Origin of the sequence: Rhodovulum sp. HP10 (genome assembly GCF_047553435.1) — a bacterium.
GTDB lineage: Bacteria > Pseudomonadota > Alphaproteobacteria > Rhodobacterales > Rhodobacteraceae > Rhodovulum.
Genome location: NZ_CP180201.1, coordinates 717,132 through 734,147, shown reverse-complemented (window position 1 = coordinate 734,147; position 17,016 = coordinate 717,132). Strand labels below are relative to the sequence as shown.

The window sequence follows — 17,016 nt, the reverse complement described above, 5'->3', positions numbered from 1 at the left end:
TGACTTGAGCTTCCAGTTGCTGGACCCTCTAGGCGTCGCGCCGCAAGACCGATAACGGCGGAGACGAGACGATGAAACGACCTTTTCTGATCGGCGTGGCGGGCGGTGCCGCGGTTGCGGCTGGCCTTGGCGGCTGGCTCTGGCTGCAGCCTCCCGGGGCGGATCCCGGCATGGAGGGCGGTGAGGCGGACGGGCCGCGCGCGCTGGTGCAGGTCGAGATGCCGCGGCTGAGCTCGCAGGCCGAGGCCGGGCAGGCGGTGTTCTCTGAGAATTGCGCCCAGTGTCATGGCACGCGGGCCGATGGGCGCGAGGGGCTCGGCCCGCCTCTGATCCACCCGATCTACGAACCGAACCACCATGGCGATTATGCCTTCCTGCGGGCGGCGCGGCAGGGGGTTCAGGCGCATCACTGGCGCTTCGGCGACATGGCGCCGGTGCCGGGTGTCAGTACCGCCGACATTGCCTCTGTGGTCCGTTTCGTGCGCGAGGTTCAGCGCGCCAATGGCATCCGCTGAACGCGAGCCGGACCCCCGGGCCTAGAGCTTTATTTCCATGCGGAAATTCGTCAGTGCCACGCCGTGGCGGATGACGCTTTGGCGGGCGGTCTCGTGCCAGCCATGACGCGCGAAGAACGGACGCGCGACAAGGCTGGCCTCGGTCGAGAGATGGTCGAGTCCAGAGCGGCGCGCCTCGCGCAGGATCGCCTGCAACAAGGCCCGGCCGATGCCGCGACCGGTCCAGTCGGGAGAGACATAGGCGAAGTCGAGATAGCCGTCCCCGCCCAGTGTCATGAAGCCGACGGGGCTGCGGCGGATCTCGGCGATGACGGTGTGGCGCCGCAGAAGCTTGTCTTCCCAGTCGGGCGGGGCCTCGGGCGAGGGCGACCAGGCATCGCGCTCTTCCGGAGAATAGCTGAGCGAGGCGCCGCGATGGACCGCGTCGTGAAACAGCGCGCGGGTCGGCGCGCCATCGCCCGCCCGTGCCCGGCGCAGCCGCATCCGCGGTTCAGAGGCACTCAGGTGACGGCGGCGCGGGTGCGGTAGGTCGGGTCGTCCCAAAGCCGGTTCTCCATCACGTCCTGAAGGATCAGCGCCGCACGCCTGATGTCGTCCTCGCCGGTATAAAGCGGGGCGATGCCGAACCGCATGATGTCGGGCGCGCGGAAATCGCCCACCACGCCCCGCGCGATCAGCGCCTGGATTGCGGCATAGCTGTCCGTGAAGCGGAACGAGACCTGGCTGCCACGCTGCAGGGGATCGCGCGGCGAGGCCAGTTCGAGCTGCGGGCAGCGGCCCTCGACCTCGGCCAGGAAAAGCTCGCCAAGTTCGATCGAGCGGGCGCGGATATCGGTCATCGACACCCCCTCCCACACCGCGAGCGCGGCCTCGAGCGCGGCCATCTGCAGGACCGGCGGGGTGCCGACGCGCATCCGGTCGATGCCCTCTCCCGGTCGATAGCCCTGTTCGAAGGCGAAGGGCGCGGCATGGCCGAGCCAGCCCGACAGCGCGGGCAGCGCCATGTCGGCATGGCGGGGTGCGACATAGATGAAGGCCGGAGCGCCCGGCCCGGCATTGAGGTATTTATAGGTACAGCCGGCCGCGAAATCGGCACCGCTGCCGGCCAGATCTATAGGAATCGCGCCCGCCGAATGGGCCAGATCCCAGACCGTCATCGCCCCCGCGTCGCGCGCGCGCGCCGAGATCGTGGCCATGTCATGCAGTCGCCCGGTGCGATAGTCGACCTCGGTCAGCATCACCACGGCGATATCCTCGTCGATGGCGGCCTCGACCTCCTCGGGGGCGACGATGCGCAGCTCATGATCCTGGCCGAGGCTCTGGAGCAAGCCCTGGGCCATGTAGAGATCGGTCGGGAAATTGCCCGAGTCGCTCAGCACGACGCGGCGCTCCGGCCGCATGGCCAGGGCTGCGGCAAGCGCCTGGTAGACCTTGATAGACAGCGTGTCGCCGATCACGACCGTTCCCGGCTCGGCGCCGATCAGCCGACCGACGAGACGGCCGAGCACGCGGGGCATGGCCATCCATCCGGCCTTGTTCCAGCCGCCGATCAGCATCTCGCCCCATTCCTCGCGCACCGCCTGTGCTGCCCTCGCCTCGGCCCCCAGGGGCATCGGTCCGAGCGAGTTGCCGTCGAGATAGATCACTCCCTCGGGAATGTGGAACTGCGCGCGCGTCGCCGCGAAATCGGTCATTCATGGGCCTCCCTGACCAAAGCTTTGGCTTGAAAGCTTCCGTTGCGCAAGGGGCGGGACGATTCAGCCCCTTGATCGTGCCGGGCGGGACTCTCTAAAGGAGAACGACATGCGCGACGGAGATCCGATGACCCGGCTACTGCATTACCTGGAACTGCCGCCGATGTGGCTGGCCCTGTTCGCGGGGCTGGCCTGGGCGCAGTCGACCATCCTGCCCTTCGGCTTCCTGGGCTGGGTGGGCGATGTCGGCGGCCTGTTGCTGGTGGTCTTCGGGCTGGCGCTGGCCTCCTGGGCGGCGCTGCGGGTGGTTCTGGCGCGCAGCTCGCTGATCCCGCGCGAGCGGCCCGACCGGCTGGTCGTCACCGGCCCTTATGGCCTCACCCGCAATCCGATCTATCTGGCCGATGCGGCGATCCTGACGGGACTGATCCTGATCTGGGACGCGCTGCCGAGCCTGATCCTCGTGCCGGTCTTCCTGAAGCTGATCGAACGGCGCTTCATCCGCCGCGAAGAGGCGCTGATCCGCGAGGCTTTCGGGGCCGAATATGACGCCTATTGCCGACGGGTCGGACGCTGGCTCTGAGGCCACGGGAAAATCCGGGACAGGGGATGCACCGATCCTGAAACTTGTGAAACATTGTTGCGCAATGCTATGAGACAGCGGCCTTAAGCGGCCCAACGCCTGAAAGAGGGGACAAGAACGTGAAAATCGGGGCACCGAAAGAGATTCTGGAGGGCGAGGCCCGCGTGGCCATGACCCCCGACTCTGCGGTCCAGCTTCGGAAGCTGGGCTATGACTGTCTGATCGAAACCGGGGCGGGAGCGGCCGCGGGGTTTGCCGATGCCGCCTATGAGGAGGCGGGCGTCAAGGTGGTGCACTCCGCCGAGGCGCTGTGGCAGGGCTCCGACATCGTCGTCAAGGTGCGCGAGCCTGTCGCCGAGGAAGTGGCGCGGCTGCGCAAGAGCCAGACGCTGATCAGCTTCTTCTGGCCGGCGCAGAACGAGGCGCTGCTCGAGCAGTGCAAGGCCAGGGGCGCCAATGTCATCGCGATGGACATGGTGCCGCGGATCAGCCGCGCCCAGAAGATGGATGCGCTCTCCTCGATGGCCAATATCGCGGGCTACCGCGCGGTGATCGAGGCCGGCTCGAATTTCGGCCGCTTCTTCACCGGCCAGGTGACGGCGGCGGGCAAGGTGCCCCCGGCCAGGGTGCTGGTGGTGGGTGCGGGCGTCGCGGGTCTGGCCGCGATCGGCACCGCGACCTCGCTGGGCGCCATGGTCTATGCCTTCGACGTGCGCCCCGAAGTGGCCGAGCAGATCTCGTCGATGGGGGCCGAATTCGTCTTCCTCGATTTCGATGAGGATACCGCCGACGGCTCGGAAACGGGCGGCTATGCCAAGCCCTCCTCGCCGGAATTCCGCGAAAAGCAGCTTGCGAAGTTCCGCGAGCTGGCGCCCGACATGGACATCGTCATCACCACCGCGCTGATCCCCGGTCGCCCCGCGCCCAAGCTCTGGCTCGAGGACATGGTGGCGGCGATGAAGCCCGGCTCGGTCGTGGTCGATCTGGCCGCCGAGAAGGGCGGCAACTGCGACCTGACCCGGCCCGGCGAGAAGATCGTCAGCGACAATGGCGTGACCGTGGTCGGCTATACCGATTTCGCCAGCCGCATGGCGACGCAATCCTCGACGCTTTACGCCACCAACATCCGTCACATGATGACCGACCTGACGCCCGGCAAGGACGGCCAGGTCGTGCATAACATGGAAGATGACGTGATCCGGGGCGCGACCGTCACCCATGAGGGCGAGATCACCTTCCCGCCGCCGCCGCCCAAGGTGAAGGCGATCGCGGCAGCCCCGAAGAAGGACAAGCCGAAAGAGCTGACCCCCGAGGAGAAGAAGGCCCAGGAGGCCGCCGCCTTCCGCAAGCAGACGATCACCCAGATCGGCATGCTGGTCGCGGGCGGTCTTCTGATGGCGCTGATCGGGACCTTCGCGCCGGAAAGCTTCATGAGCCATTTCATCGTCTTCGCGCTGAGCTGCTTCGTCGGCTTCCAGGTGATCTGGAATGTCAGCCACTCGCTGCACACGCCGCTGATGGCGGTGACCAACGCGATCTCGGGCATCATCATCCTGGGCGCGCTTCTGCAGATCGGGTCGGGCAACTGGCTGGTGGTGATCCTCGCCACATTCTCTGTCCTGATCGCGACGATCAACATCGTGGGTGGCTTCCTGGTGACACGCCGGATGCTGGCCATGTTCCAGAAATCTTAAGGGGGCAGGGGATATGTCCATCGGTATCGTTTCCGCGGCCTATATCGCCGCCGCCGTTCTCTTCATCCTCGCGCTCGGCGGGCTGTCGAACCAGGAAAAGGCCAAGCGCGCCGTCTGGTACGGCATCGTCGGCATGGGGCTTGCGGTGCTGGGCACCGTCTTCGGCCCCGGCATCGGCCATTACTGGCTGCTGATCCCGGCCGTCCTGATCGGCGGCTATGCCGGCTACGAGGTCGCGCGCCGGGTCGAGATGACCGAGATGCCGCAGCTGGTGGCGGCGCTGCACAGCTTCGTCGGCCTCGCCGCGGTCTTCATCGGGCTCAACGCCCAGCTCGAGCTGAGCCATGTGCTGGCGCTGAAGGCGGCCGATGACGGCGCCGCCGTCGAGGCGCTGCGGGGCTTTGCCTCGGTGCTGGCGCACAAGACGCCGGTCGAGATCTCGATCCTCAAGGTCGAGGTCTTCCTCGGCATCTTCATCGGGGCGGTGACCTTCACCGGCTCGGTCGTGGCCTTCGGCAAGCTCGCGGGCCGGATCGACGGCAAGCCGCACAAGCTGCCGGGCGGCCATATGCTGAACCTCGCAGCCCTCCTGCTGTCGATCGCGCTGGGCTATCTCTACTTCACCGGCGCGGGCATCTGGACCATGGTCCTGATGGCGATCCTCGCGGGCTTCATCGGCTGGCACCTGATCATGGGCATCGGCGGCGCCGACATGCCGGTCGTGGTCTCGATGCTGAACAGCTATTCGGGCTGGGCTGCGGCCGCCATCGGCTTCACGCTGGGCAATGACCTCCTGATCGTGACCGGCGCGCTGGTGGGCTCGTCGGGGGCGATCCTCAGCTACATCATGTGCAAGGCGATGAACCGGCATTTCGTCAGCGTGATCCTGGGCGGCTTCGGCGGCACAGGCGGTCCTGCGGCCGAGGTCGAGGGCGAGATGATCGCAATCGACGCCGATGGCGTGGCCGCGGCGCTCGAGGATGCCGACAGCGTCATCATCGTGCCGGGCTACGGCATGGCGGTCGCGCAGGCGCAGAACTCGGTCTCGGTCCTGACCGAGCATCTGAGAAAGCAGGGCAAGACCGTGCGCTTCGCCATCCACCCGGTGGCAGGCCGTCTTCCGGGGCACATGAACGTGCTCCTGGCCGAAGCCAAGGTGCCCTATGACATCGTGATGGAGATGGACGAGATCAACGAGGATTTCCCCGAAACCGACGTCGCCATCGTCATCGGCTCGAACGACATCGTGAATCCGGCGGCGCAGGACGACCCGAATTCGCCCATCGCCGGCATGCCGGTTCTGGAAGTCTGGAAAGCCAAGCAGGTCTTCGTATCGAAACGCGGCCAGGGCACCGGCTATTCGGGGATCGAGAACCCGCTCTTCTACAAGGAGAACACCCGGATGTTCTACGGCGATGCCAAGCAGAGCCTCGACAAGCTGCTGTCGATCATCCGCTGATCCCGCCCGGGATCGCGAAACAGGAACGCCCCGCCCCGACCGGCGGGGCGTTCTGCATCTGAGGGCCCCCTGCCTTCGGCGGCGGCACGGGCCCGGGCCGCGCGCCTTGGGGGAAGGACCGGGCAGAAAGCCGCCCCTGCCGTCTTCTTCTTGGAAAAAATACCCGCGGCCCCGCAGGGGCTGCGCGCCCCCGGGGCGCGCCCTGCCGCGTTTACAAATCGCGCGGCTTGGCTAGAGGTGGTGCAACGCGCGCGAACAGAAGGCCAGCCGCCATGCCGATCCAGGACCATCCCCTGCGCTATGCGCTGACCAACGAGCTGCATACGCGGCCCTTTCCGTCGCTGCAGGCGCCCTGCCATGCCGCCTTTCTCGCGATCAAGCCGCCGCTCGATGCCGCGATCCGCGACCGCGATGCCGACCGCGCCCATGTGATCGACCTGCTCGACCGCTTCGGGGCCCAGCATCCCAGGCCCGGCGAGACCCATTTCTTCGGCCAGATGGGGCGGCACAAGCTGAAATGGGAAAGCCATACCGAATTCGCCACCTACACCGTCTTCACCCCCGGCGTCGCCGACCAGCCCTTCGATCCGGCCGCCTTCGAGGTGTTTCCCGATGACTGGCTCGAAGCCGCACCGGGCGCGCGGCTGACCTCGGCCCTGATCCGGATCGAGCAGATCCGCAACGGCGGGACGGAGATCGGCGCGCATATCGGCGAATGGTTCGTACCCGACAGCCTCTCGGCGGCGGCGATCCTCGACGGTGCGGCGGTCATGGCGACGGATTTCCGCATCGATACCGGCGGTCACATGCGGATGGCGATCTTCGTGCAGCCCGAGATCGGTCAGCGCCGGATCGGCCGCATCGTGCAGCGCCTGACCGAGGTCGAGACCTACAAGGCGATGTCGATGCTGGGCCTGCCCCGGGCGCGGCAGGTCAATGCCCGCCTCGCCGAGCTCGATCCGCAGCTGAGCGCGCTGGTGGGCGAGATGACCGGCGGACAGCGCCAGCCCGAAGAGACGCTGCGGAACCTGCTGGCGGTCTCGGCCGAGCTGGAAAGCCTGCTGGCGCAATCCGCCTTCCGGTTTTCGGCGACGACGGCCTATGAGGCGCTGGTGCATCAGCGGGTCGAGGTGCTGCGCGAGGAACGCTTCCAGCACCGCCAGACCTTTCAGGAATTCATGATGCGCCGCTACGACCCCTCGATGCGGACGGTGAAAGCCAGCGAGGCGCAGCTCGATTCGATGACCCGGCGCGCGGTCCGCGCGGCCAACCTCTTGCGGACCCAGGTCGATGTGGAACGCTCGGCCCAGAACCAGAAGCTGCTGGAAAGCATGGACCGGCGCGCCGATCTGCAGTTGCGCCTGCAGCGCACGGTCGAGGGGCTGTCGGTGGTGGCCATCAGCTATTATGCGGTCAGCCTAGTGTCCTACATGATCGCGCCCGGGGCCGAGGCGCTGGCGGTTTCGAAAGCGCTGGCGACGGCGGTGGTGACGCCGGTGGTGGTGCTGGTGGTCTGGCTGATGATCCGGCGGCTGCGCAAGGGCATGGATCATTGAGCCTCACGCCCTGATGGGCGGCCCGCGCACGACCCTGTCATGGCATTCCGGGGCGCCGGGACAGGCCGCAGAACCGGGCGGTCCGTCCGTGCCATCGCGGCAGGCAATGCGCCGCGGCCCGGCGCCCGGCGCCCGGCGCATTCGGTCTCTGGCTCCGGCTGCGGACTCTTGTTGCGGGCGCTTCCGCGCGTCCGTTTCGGTCGGGCTTTCGAGCTTCGCGCTTGACCTTGTCAGGGGCGGCCCCCAGTCTCGGCTGGAAGCCCTTCCGGAGATCCCCATGGCCAGCCCGCTGACGCCCCGGCAAATATTTGAAAAGCTTGTTTCCTTTCCGACGGTCAGCCGCGATGGCAATCTCGCGCTGGTCGACTGGGTCGAGGGCTATCTGGCCGAGGCCGGGATCGCCGCCAGCCGGGTCTGGAACCCGGCGCGCTCGAAGGCCGGTCTTTATGCCCATGCCGGCCCGCAGGTCGCGGGCGGCGTCATGCTGTCGGGCCATAGCGATGTGGTGCCGGTCGACGGCCAGGACTGGAGCTCGGACCCCTGGGAGCTGACCGAACGCGGCGGGCGGCTTTACGGGCGCGGCGCCTGCGACATGAAGGGCTTCGATGCGCTGGCGATCTGGGCCATGGTCGAGGCGCAGCGCGTGCAGCCGGCGCGGCCGCTGCAACTGGCGCTGAGCTATGACGAGGAACTGGGCTGCATCGGCGCGCCGCCGCTGATTGCGCAGATGGCGCGCGAGGGCTTCCCGAAGGCTGCGGCGGTCATCGTGGGCGAGCCCTCGATGATGCAGGTGGTGACCGGCCACAAGGGCAATATCGGCTTCGAGATCCGGCTGAAGGGCCATGAGGTGCATTCCTCTCTGCAGCATCGCGGCGTCTCTGCGGTGATGGAGGCGGGGCGGCTGATCCAGTGGGCGAACGAGGCCAATGACCGCAACCGGGTCCGCGCGCCCGAAGGCGATGACGGGCTGTTCGATCCGCCCTGGACCAGCCTGCATGTCGGCGAGATCGCGGGCGGCACCGCGCAGAACATCACCGCCGCCGATTGCCGGATGGGGCTCGATTATCGCTGTGTGCCCTCGGACAGTCTCGAGGCCTGCCGCACGGCGCTCATGGCCGAGGTGGCGCGGGTCGAGGCGGGCATGAAGGCCGTCTGCCCCGCGGCGGGCATCACGGTCGAGGAAACCTTCTCGGTGCCTGCGCTCGCCCCCGAACGGGACGGCGTGGCCGAGGCGCTGGCGCGGCGGCTGACAGGCGACAATGCCGCCCATGTGGTCAGCTATGCGACCGAGGCCGGACAGTTCCAGGAGGGCGGCTTCTCGACCGTGGTCTGCGGCCCCGGCGACATCGCCCAGGCGCATCAGCCCGACGAATACATCACGCTCGAGCAGTTCCGGCAGGGCGAGGCCTTCATGGCGCGGCTGCTGGCCGATCTTCAGGAATAGCCCATGCCCGTCAGGAACCGCCTCGCCGAACTGCAGCCCGAGATCGCCTCCTGGCGGCGCGACCTCCACGCGCATCCCGAACTGATGTACGATCTGCCGCGGACCTCGGCGCTGGTCGCCGCGAAGCTGCGCGAATTCGGCTGCGACGAGGTGGTCGAGGGCATCGGGCGCTCGGGCGTCGTGGGCGTCATCAGGGGCCGGTCGGACGAGCAGGGGCGGGTGATCGGGCTTCGCGCCGACATGGATGCGCTGCCGATCCTCGAGGCGACGGGGCTGCCCCATGCCTCGAAGACGCCGGGCAGGATGCATGCCTGCGGCCATGACGGCCATACCGCGATGCTGCTGGGGGCTGCCAGATACCTGGCCGAGACCCGCAATTTCGACGGCCGCGCGGTGGTGATCTTCCAGCCCGCCGAAGAGGGCGGCGCAGGCGGTCTGGCAATGTGCAGGGACGGGCTGATGGCGCGCTTCGGCATCAATGAGGTCTATGGTTTGCACAACATGCCCGGCATCCCGGTCGGTGCCTTCGCGATCCGGCCAGGGCCGATCATGGCCGCGACCGACGAGTTCGACATCATCGTCACCGGCAGGGGCGGCCATGCCGCCAAGCCGCATGACTGCATCGACACGACGCTGGTGGCTGCGCATATCGTCGTCGCGCTGCAATCCATCGCCGCGCGCAATGCCGACCCGCTGAAACAGCTCGTGGTCTCGGTCTGCAGCTTCCGGACCGATTCCGAGGCCTATAACGTGATCCCGCAGACGGTGCTTCTGAAAGGCACGGTCCGGACGCTGGAAGAGGGCATGCGCGATCTGGCCGAGGCGCGCGTGACGGCGGTGGCCGAGGCGACGGCAGCGGCCTATGGCGCAACCGCCGAGCTGCGCTATAGCCGCAACTATCCGGTCACGGCCAACGCCCCCGAACAGACCGATTTCGCGGCCGCGATGGCCGAAAAGATCTCGGACCGGGTCGAGAGGGCGACCGCGCCGCTGATGGGGGGCGAGGATTTCAGCTATATGCTGCTCGAACGGCCCGGCGCCTATATCTTCCTTGGCAATGGCGACACCGCCTCGCTGCATCACCCGGCCTATGAATTCGACGACGGGGCCATTCCCTTCGGCGCGTCCTGGTTCGTCGAACTGGTCGAGAATCGTCTGCCTGCGGACTGAGGGCGGGCCCCTTTGGCCGACGTGGGCCGCGACATCGCCCTGCGCTGTCTGGGCCTATGGCGCGATCCCGGGGCAGGGGATAGCCTGCTGGGAAAGAGGCGCCAGCGAGGGGACCCCCATGACCGGAGCGAATGACGAGCGGTTTCCGAAAAGCCTGATCCGGGCGGACCGGCTCGTGACCGATACCAAATGGAACATGGCCGAGAACGGCTCGACCCCGTTTTCCGATTTCTTCGGGCTGGCGATGCTGTCGAGGGGCGCGGTCACGGCGGCGCTGACGACAAGGCGGCCGACCCCCTTCTCGGGCGCGCTGCACCTGCCCCTGGTCTTCCGCCGCCGCTCGAAGACGCGGCTCTGGACCGGCGGCCGGCTGCTGTCCTGGCGCTAGACGGAAGGCCTGTCATCGCAGGGTTTTCTGCCTGCCGCTCTGAGCTGCGGAAGGCAGATGTCTTCGATCCGATTGATTTGTGCGTCGACGGTGGCGTCCATCTTGTTGCGGTTTTCAGATGGGCCGCCCGGAGTGAGTTTGTTCCATGTCGCTTGGCGCTTGTCGGGGGGGACAATTCGTCCCGCGACCTGACGTCCTGGAACACGATATCGAGCTGTTTCATCAGCTCTCCGAGGGCTTGTTCGAGGTCGGCGTCGAACAGCGCTTTTGCGGTCGGCATGCAGTCCGCCAATGACCGACGGGAAAGAGACGCGGTTTCGCGGAGTGTCTCGTAATATCTGTGAGCCTTGGCGGCCTCTGACGTGAGGGCCTCTGCACCGTCGTGCAAGTCCCTCTGAGCGGATCCGGGCGTGAAGAGGTTCGCCGCGGCATGGCGCAGATCGCCCAGGCTTCGCCTGGCGTCATAGGTCGCGATCAATAGGCACTCTGCCTGATCGATCTGGCGCTCAGAGATCTTCTGTTCACGCCAGCTTTCGAACGTTCTGGAGCCGAGCCATGCGACAAAAATGACCGCGACGGCTCCAGAAATTGTGCCGATGGCTACACCAATTGTGCCGATGCCCGAGAGCATACTGCCCAGAGCGGACCATTCCTAATGTGTCCAGCGCATGCTGTCCTGCCTGTTTGCTGCAAGGCGTTCGGCAAAACTGTTCCGACCTGGCGGCGGTCGGTACAGGCTAGCAGCTCAGGAGCATCGCCTTCAGGATCAATGGCCAGTTCCGCTGTTCGAGCGTCGGCGCGCAATGGGCGGCGCCGGTGAAGTCGTCGTCAGCGGTATAGGCGCTGGGCGTGATGACCACGCCAAGCCCCGCGGCCCGCGCCGATTGCAGGCCGATATGGGAATCCTCGAAGGCCATGCACTCGCGGGGCGGCAGGCCCAGCCGCTCGAGCGCCAGCCGGTAGATCTCGGGATCGGGCTTCTTGCGCGCGACCTCGTCGCCTGCGGCGATCACGTCGAAGACCCCCTCGGCCGGCTTGCGCCAGCAGCGGCGCACGAGGATCTCGACATTGGGCCGCGTGGTGGTGGTGGCCATGGCGATGGCCATGTCGGCCTCGCGCGCATGCAGGATCAGATCCTCGACCCCGGGGCGCAGCCCGACCGCGCCCTCGGCGATCATCCGGCCATAGGCCTCTGTCTTCTCGGCATGAAGCCGCAGCAGATCGGCCTCGGGCAGCCGGGCCGCCTCGGGCAGCCCCGCCTGAAACGCGCGCAGCCGTTCCTTGCCGCCGCCGATCTTCAGAAGAACGGCATAGTCCTCGCGCGACCAGTGCCAGTCGAGCCCCCGCGCGGCGAAGCTTGCGTTGAACGCCGCACGGTGGGTTTCCTCGGTCTCGGCCAGCGTGCCGTCGAGATCGAAGATCAGGGCCCTGATGGTCATCTCAGCTCGTCGGCCAGCCGCGCCACGATGGCGACCAGCACGTCGTAATCGGAAAAGCGCGCATCCTGCGGGATGTCGTCGACATCCTCGGCGCGGTGATAGCCCTCAGTGAAGAGCGCAAAGCGCATGCCGGTGGCCTGTGCGGTCGCCGCGTCGATCTCGCTGTCGCCGACGAAGACCGCCTGCGTCGCGCCAAGCTGCTCGCAGACCGCGCGAAGAGGTTTCGGGTCGGGTTTCTTCACCTCGACCGTATCGCCGCCGACCACGGCGCCGAAGAAGCCGTCGATGCCGAAGGTCTTCAGGATCGCGCGCGAGGGCGCCTCGGGCTTGTTGGTGCAGATGCCCATCGCCCAGCCTTCGTCGCGGAACTGTTCCAGCGCGTCCTCGACGCCGGGATAAAGCGTCGTCAGCGTCGCGGGGTCTGCCGCGTAATGGCCAAGGAAGGCCTCGACCAGGGCGTCGCGCTGGCCGGGTTCAAGCCCGCGGGCCTTGATCACACGCTCCATCAGTACCTCGACCCCGTTGCCGATGAAGGCGCGGATGGTGTCGAGGTCGAACGCCTCCTGGCCGAGCCCGGCCAGCGTCCTGTTCACGGCGGCATGGATGTCCGGAGCGCTGTCGATCAGCGTTCCGTCGAGGTCGAAGATGATGGCCTTCACGCGGCGTCCTTCCATTTGATCGAGCAGCCCATCGAGGGGATCTGCTCGTGCGGTCCGTGGCCGGTATGGGCCACCTGTAGCATCGCCTCGTAAAGATCGCGCCGCAGGTCCGCAGGCCCGGCCTCCTTGCGCGAGGCATCCAGCCGACCGCGATACTGCAACTCCAGCAGGCTGTTGAAGCCGAAGAAATCCGGGGTGCAGATGGCGTTATAGGCACGCGCGACCGACTGGTCCTCGTCATGGAGATAGGGGAAGGGAAGGTCAAGTTCCGCCGCCACCTTCTTCATGCCCTCGAAGCTGTCCTCGGGATAGGCTTCGGCATCGTTCGAGCAGATCGCGCAGATGCCGACGCCCTGGGCCTGCAGGTCGCGGGCGTCGCGGATGATGCGGTCGCGCACGGCGATGACATAGGGGCAGTGGTTGCAGATGAACATGATCAGCGTGCCCATCGGCCCGTGCACATCCGACAGGGTATGCAGCTTGCCATCGGTGCCGGGCAGGGTGAAATCGGGGGCCTGCCAGCCGAAATCGCAGATCGGGGGAGAGACGGCCATGGGGAACCTCCTTCGGATAGCATGTCTGTCGGAGCAGAAATTAACGCGGATCGAAGCGCGTGCCAGCCGCTTTGTCGCATCCCGGCCCGAGCGGAACAGGGCGGAGAGAGGCGATATGCGGCGGCCGGTTCCCGAGACTTCCGCCGGGCTGACCTTGTCCCCGGATCCAGGACTGGGAGTTAAGGTCCTCCCAGAGAGAGGGACCCCGGATGAGCAGGCAGCCCCGCCGTCACTTCACCGCCGAGTTCAAGGAACAGGCCGTCGCGCGCCTTTCCGAGCCGTGCGTCAGCCAGACCACCGTCGCGCGCGAACTCGGCGTGACGCCGTCGCAGTTGAAAGGCTGGCGGCTCGATCTGGCGGCCGCGATAGCCGCATAATGAATATCGCGCCAGTCCGGGATCCGGGGGCAAGCAAAGACCGGCGCGGTGCCTGCGCCGGTCTCGGATCGTTGCCGCGTGCATCCGCCATATCGGGCGGCCGCGGTCGGGCGGAATTGTCTCTGGCGTCAGGCCGCCTGCAGCGCGCCCTCGGCGGCCTCGCGGATCGCCCGGATGTTCTGGCCGTAGACGTCGGGCGCATCGACCGAGCCGCCCTTGAAGACGGCCGAGCCCGCGACCAGCACATTCGCGCCGGCCTCGACGACAAGCGGCGCGGTCTCGGGGGTGACGCCGCCATCGATCTGGATATGGACCGGCCGGTCGCCGATCATCGCGCGGACGCGGCGGATCTTGTCGATACAGGAGGGGATGAATTTCTGCCCGCCGAAGCCCGGGTTCACGGTCATGATCAGGACCATGTCGCAAAGATCGAGGATATGCTCGACGCTTTCGGCAGGGGTCGCGGGGTTCAGCACCACGCCGGCCTTGACGCCCTGCGCCCGGATCGCCTGCAGCGTGCGGTGGATATGCGGGCCCGCCTCGATATGGGCGGTGATCATGTCGGCGCCGGCCTCGGCATAGGCCTCGATATAGGCATCGACCGGCGAGATCATCAGATGCACGTCCATGAAGGTCTTCACATGCGGGCGGAAGGCCTTCACCGCGGGCGGGCCGAAGGTCAGGTTCGGGACGAAATGCCCGTCCATCACGTCGACATGCACCCAGTCGGCGCCCTGCGCTTCAATCGCCCGGATCTCGGCACCGAAATTCGCGAAATCGGCGGACAGGATCGAGGGCGCGATCTTGATCGAACGGTCGAACATCTTTGGGTTCCTCCCGATAGGGCCGGATTTTCAGGGAAGGCGCGGCCCCGCGACGGGGCCGCACAGGTCGTTACACCGCTCGGTCACTCGGCGGCTTCGGTCACGCCCAGCTTCTCGCGCCAGCCCGGGAAGAGCTTGTCGGCATCGAAGGGGAAGCTCTCGAAGGCGCGGGCCAGTTCGCGGTGCTCCTTGGCATAGTCGACGAGGTTCACGCCCGCCTTCCAGGCATCATGCGCCTGGTGCAGCGAGATCGCGCCCGCGGTGCCGCCGTCGAGATGCCCGAAGGCGCCGCCGCCCGAGGTCTGGATCACGTTGGAATGGCCCAGATTGTCGAAGAAGCCCGGCAGGCGCAGCGCGTTCATGCCGCCCGAGATGATCGGGGTGGTGGGCTTCATCCCCAGCCAGTCCTGGCGGTAGAAGGGGCCGTCCGCCACGTCCTCGGTCAGCATGAAGGCCATGATCCTGTCGGAGGGATCGCCCTCCATCTTGCCAAAGCCCATCGTGCCGGTGTGGATGCCCGAGGCGCCCTGCAGACGTGACATCTTGGACAGCACGAAGGCGGTATAGCCGCGTTGCGATTCCGGCGAGGTCACGGCGCCGTGGCCCGCACGGTGATAGTGCAGGAACTGGTGCGGGAAGGCGCGGCGCGCAGTGGTGATGGCCGCGGGGCCTGCCACGTAGCCGTCGACGAGGAAGGCCACGTGATCGGCATTCTCGCCGAAGGTCTCGAGGATATACTCGCCGCGGGCCAGCATCTCGTAATGGTCGTCGGCGGTGATGTTGGCCGAGAACAGCTTGGCCTCGCCGGTCTTGTCCTGGGCGCGCTTCATGGCGTCCGAGACCAGGCGGATCGTCTCTTTCAGCGGCGCGAAGACCTGGTTGCCCTGGGGTTCATCGTTCTTGATGAAGTCCCCGCCCAGCCAGAATTCATAGCAGGCATCGGCGAAGGGCTGCGGACGCAGGCCGAGTTTCGGCTTGATGATGGTGCCCACCACCATGCCGCCATCGGTGACGCTGCGGCCGAGCACGCGCCACATGTCGGCGATGTTCATCGTGGGCCCGTCGAAGAGCCGCAGATAGGCCGGCGGCACATAGAAGTCGCGCATCTTGGCATGCGCCACGTCGCCCATGCCCTGGTTGTTGCCGATCGTCAGCGTCAGGAACGAGGCCAGCATGGCGCGGCCGTCGATGATGTTGCGGTCAAACAACTCGACCGGATAGGCGATCTTCATCACCTCGTTCCCGGGGTCGATCTCGTAGACGAGCGCATCGACGCCCTTGGTGAAATCGTCGGTGGTGTGCACCTCGACATTGGTGCCGGTCGAGCTTTCGGCGGCGAAATGCGCCGCGGTGGCCAGGTAGTCCCCGTCCCCCTTGGGCTTCATCGTGTAGGCGCAAAGCACGTGACGGCCGCCGGCGATGAGTGCTTTCTCATCGAGGTCGAGGCGGGCATATCGGTTCGACTGATCCATTTCCTATGGCCTTTCGGTTCGTCTTGTCCCCGGGTTCCGGTGGTCTTCGTTCTACGTTGCGCGCGTTTCCGGAGCGGGCCCGGCCCCCGCGAGGGCCGGGCACCAGAGGGTTATTTCGTCTTCGGATCGAGGCTGCCCTCGGCATAGCGCCTGGCCATGTCGGCCATCGGGATCACCTTGATCCGCGAGGCATTGCCGGCGGTGCCGAAGCGCTCGAAGCGGTCCTTGCAGAGCTTGGTCATCTCGGCCATGGCGGGTTTGAGGAATTTCCGCGGGTCGAATTCGGCCGGGTTTTCCTTGGCGATGCGGCGGAAGGTGCCGGTCATCGCCATCCGGTTATCGGTGTCGATATTGACCTTGCGCACGCCCATCTTGATGCCGCGCTCGATCTCCTCGACCGGCACGCCATAGGTCTGGGGCATGGCGCCGCCATTCTCGTTGATGAGATCCTGCAGGTATTGCGGCACCGAGGACGAGCCATGCATCACCAGATGCGTGTCGGGCAGCTTGGCGTGGATCTTCTCGATCACGCTCATCGCCAGCGTCTCGCCGGTGGGCTTCTGGGTGAACTTGTAGGCGCCATGCGAGGTGCCGCAGGCAATGGCCAGCGCGTCGACCTTGGTCTTCGAGACGAAATCGGCGGCCTGATCGGGATTGGTCAGAAGCTGGTCGCGCGACAGCTCGCCCTCGGCGCCATGGCCGTCCTCGGCCTCGCCCTTGCCGGTCTCGAGGCTGCCCAGAACGCCCAGCTCGCCCTCGACCGAGGCGCCGACCCAATGCGCCATTTCGGCCACGCGCCGGGTGATGTCGACATTGTACTCGTAGGAGGCAGGCGTCTTGCCGTCGCCTTCCAGCGAGCCGTCCATCATCACCGAGGTGAAGCCGTGCTTGATGGCGCCGAGACAGGTCGCCTCGTTGTTGCCGTGGTCCTGATGCATGCAGAGCGGGATGTCGGGATAGATCTCCGCCAGCGCCTCGATCATCTTGGCCAGCATGATGTCATTGGCATATTGCCGGGCCCCGCGGCTGGCCTGGATGATGACCGGCGCGTCGCAGGCCTTGGCGGCCTCCATGATCGACAGCCCCTGTTCCATGTTGTTGATGTTGAAGGCGGGCACGCCGTAGCCGTGCTCGGCTGCATGGTCCAGAAGTTGGCGAAGGGTGATAAGGGCCATCGTTAAATCTCCG

At 66.7% G+C, this 17,016-nt stretch carries 17 protein-coding genes; 9 read left to right on the top strand and 8 right to left on the bottom strand.

Annotated features, from left to right (window positions below):
• Positions 1-71: 71 nt before the first annotated feature.
• Positions 72-515, top strand: a complete 444-nt coding sequence (locus ACK8CO_RS03275; RefSeq protein ID WP_414898155.1) for a c-type cytochrome — start codon at positions 72-74, stop codon at positions 513-515.
• A 21-nt stretch (positions 516-536) separates the two neighbouring features.
• Here the strand turns inward: ACK8CO_RS03275 and ACK8CO_RS03270 are convergent, their stop codons facing one another.
• Positions 537-998, bottom strand: coding sequence for a GNAT family N-acetyltransferase (locus ACK8CO_RS03270; protein WP_414898154.1), 462 nt, complete (start codon positions 996-998; stop codon positions 537-539).
• Between the two features lie 17 nt (positions 999-1,015).
• A complete protein-coding gene (gene kynU / locus ACK8CO_RS03265; protein WP_414898153.1) occupies positions 1,016-2,209 on the bottom strand; it encodes a kynureninase in 1,194 nt (397 codons plus the stop codon).
• Positions 2,210-2,318: 109 nt separating this feature from the next.
• Between kynU and ACK8CO_RS03260 the strand changes: the two genes are divergently transcribed.
• The 7 genes from ACK8CO_RS03260 to ACK8CO_RS03230 all read left to right on the top strand — a co-directional run bounded on the left by ACK8CO_RS03260 (position 2,319) and on the right by ACK8CO_RS03230 (position 10,503).
• Entirely contained in the window at positions 2,319-2,792 is a 474-nt protein-coding gene (locus tag ACK8CO_RS03260; RefSeq protein ID WP_414898152.1) for a methyltransferase family protein, read from the top strand.
• Positions 2,793-2,911: 119 nt separating this feature from the next.
• Complete coding sequence (locus ACK8CO_RS03255; RefSeq protein ID WP_414898151.1) at positions 2,912-4,486, top strand: Re/Si-specific NAD(P)(+) transhydrogenase subunit alpha; 1,575 nt, start codon at positions 2,912-2,914, stop codon at positions 4,484-4,486.
• Positions 4,487-4,499: 13 nt separating this feature from the next.
• Positions 4,500-5,945 carry an NAD(P)(+) transhydrogenase (Re/Si-specific) subunit beta gene (locus ACK8CO_RS03250; protein ID WP_080615812.1) on the top strand — a complete coding sequence of 482 codons (1,446 nt, stop codon included), beginning with the start codon at positions 4,500-4,502 and terminating at the stop codon, positions 5,943-5,945.
• 272 nt (positions 5,946-6,217) lie between these two features.
• Positions 6,218-7,501 (top strand): DUF3422 family protein, encoded by a 1,284-nt coding sequence (locus ACK8CO_RS03245; RefSeq protein WP_414898150.1) that lies wholly within the window; start codon positions 6,218-6,220, stop codon positions 7,499-7,501.
• A 277-nt stretch (positions 7,502-7,778) separates the two neighbouring features.
• Positions 7,779-8,945, top strand: a complete 1,167-nt coding sequence (gene argE / locus ACK8CO_RS03240; RefSeq protein WP_414898149.1) for an acetylornithine deacetylase — start codon at positions 7,779-7,781, stop codon at positions 8,943-8,945.
• Positions 8,946-8,948: 3 nt separating this feature from the next.
• Positions 8,949-10,115: a M20 aminoacylase family protein gene (locus ACK8CO_RS03235; RefSeq protein WP_414898148.1), complete on the top strand. Its 1,167-nt coding sequence runs from the start codon at positions 8,949-8,951 to the stop codon at positions 10,113-10,115.
• 118 nt (positions 10,116-10,233) lie between these two features.
• Positions 10,234-10,503, top strand: coding sequence for a hypothetical protein (locus ACK8CO_RS03230; RefSeq protein ID WP_080615816.1), 270 nt, complete (start codon positions 10,234-10,236; stop codon positions 10,501-10,503).
• A 737-nt stretch (positions 10,504-11,240) separates the two neighbouring features.
• On the opposite strand, the gene ACK8CO_RS03225 is transcribed toward ACK8CO_RS03230, so the two are convergent.
• From ACK8CO_RS03225 to ACK8CO_RS03215, 3 genes are read right to left on the bottom strand one after another with little or no spacing between them, the layout of a single operon-like run.
• Entirely contained in the window at positions 11,241-11,942 is a 702-nt protein-coding gene (locus ACK8CO_RS03225) for an HAD-IA family hydrolase (RefSeq protein ID WP_414898147.1), read from the bottom strand.
• On the bottom strand, positions 11,939-12,601 hold the full coding sequence (gene gph / locus ACK8CO_RS03220; RefSeq protein WP_155773966.1) for a phosphoglycolate phosphatase: 663 nt from the start codon (positions 12,599-12,601) through the stop codon (positions 11,939-11,941). Before gph ends, ACK8CO_RS03225 begins: the two co-directional genes overlap by 4 nt.
• On the bottom strand, positions 12,598-13,155 hold the full coding sequence (locus tag ACK8CO_RS03215) for a thioredoxin family protein (protein WP_080615820.1): 558 nt from the start codon (positions 13,153-13,155) through the stop codon (positions 12,598-12,600). Before ACK8CO_RS03215 ends, gph begins: the two co-directional genes overlap by 4 nt.
• A 209-nt stretch (positions 13,156-13,364) precedes the next feature.
• Here ACK8CO_RS03215 and ACK8CO_RS03210 point away from each other — a divergent pair, with 209 nt between their 5' ends.
• Positions 13,365-13,532, top strand: coding sequence for a transposase (locus ACK8CO_RS03210; protein WP_414898146.1), 168 nt, complete (start codon positions 13,365-13,367; stop codon positions 13,530-13,532).
• Positions 13,533-13,660: 128 nt separating this feature from the next.
• Here ACK8CO_RS03210 and rpe read toward each other — a convergent pair whose 3' ends face one another.
• The 3 genes from rpe to fba all read right to left on the bottom strand — a co-directional run bounded on the left by rpe (position 13,661) and on the right by fba (position 17,003).
• A complete protein-coding gene (gene rpe / locus ACK8CO_RS03205; protein ID WP_080615822.1) occupies positions 13,661-14,356 on the bottom strand; it encodes a ribulose-phosphate 3-epimerase in 696 nt (231 codons plus the stop codon).
• 83 nt (positions 14,357-14,439) lie between these two features.
• On the bottom strand, positions 14,440-15,828 hold the full coding sequence (locus tag ACK8CO_RS03200; RefSeq protein ID WP_414898145.1) for a ribulose-bisphosphate carboxylase: 1,389 nt from the start codon (positions 15,826-15,828) through the stop codon (positions 14,440-14,442).
• Positions 15,829-15,938: 110 nt separating this feature from the next.
• Complete coding sequence (gene fba, locus ACK8CO_RS03195; RefSeq protein ID WP_414898144.1) at positions 15,939-17,003, bottom strand: class II fructose-bisphosphate aldolase; 1,065 nt, start codon at positions 17,001-17,003, stop codon at positions 15,939-15,941.
• Positions 17,004-17,016: the final 13 nt, after the last annotated feature.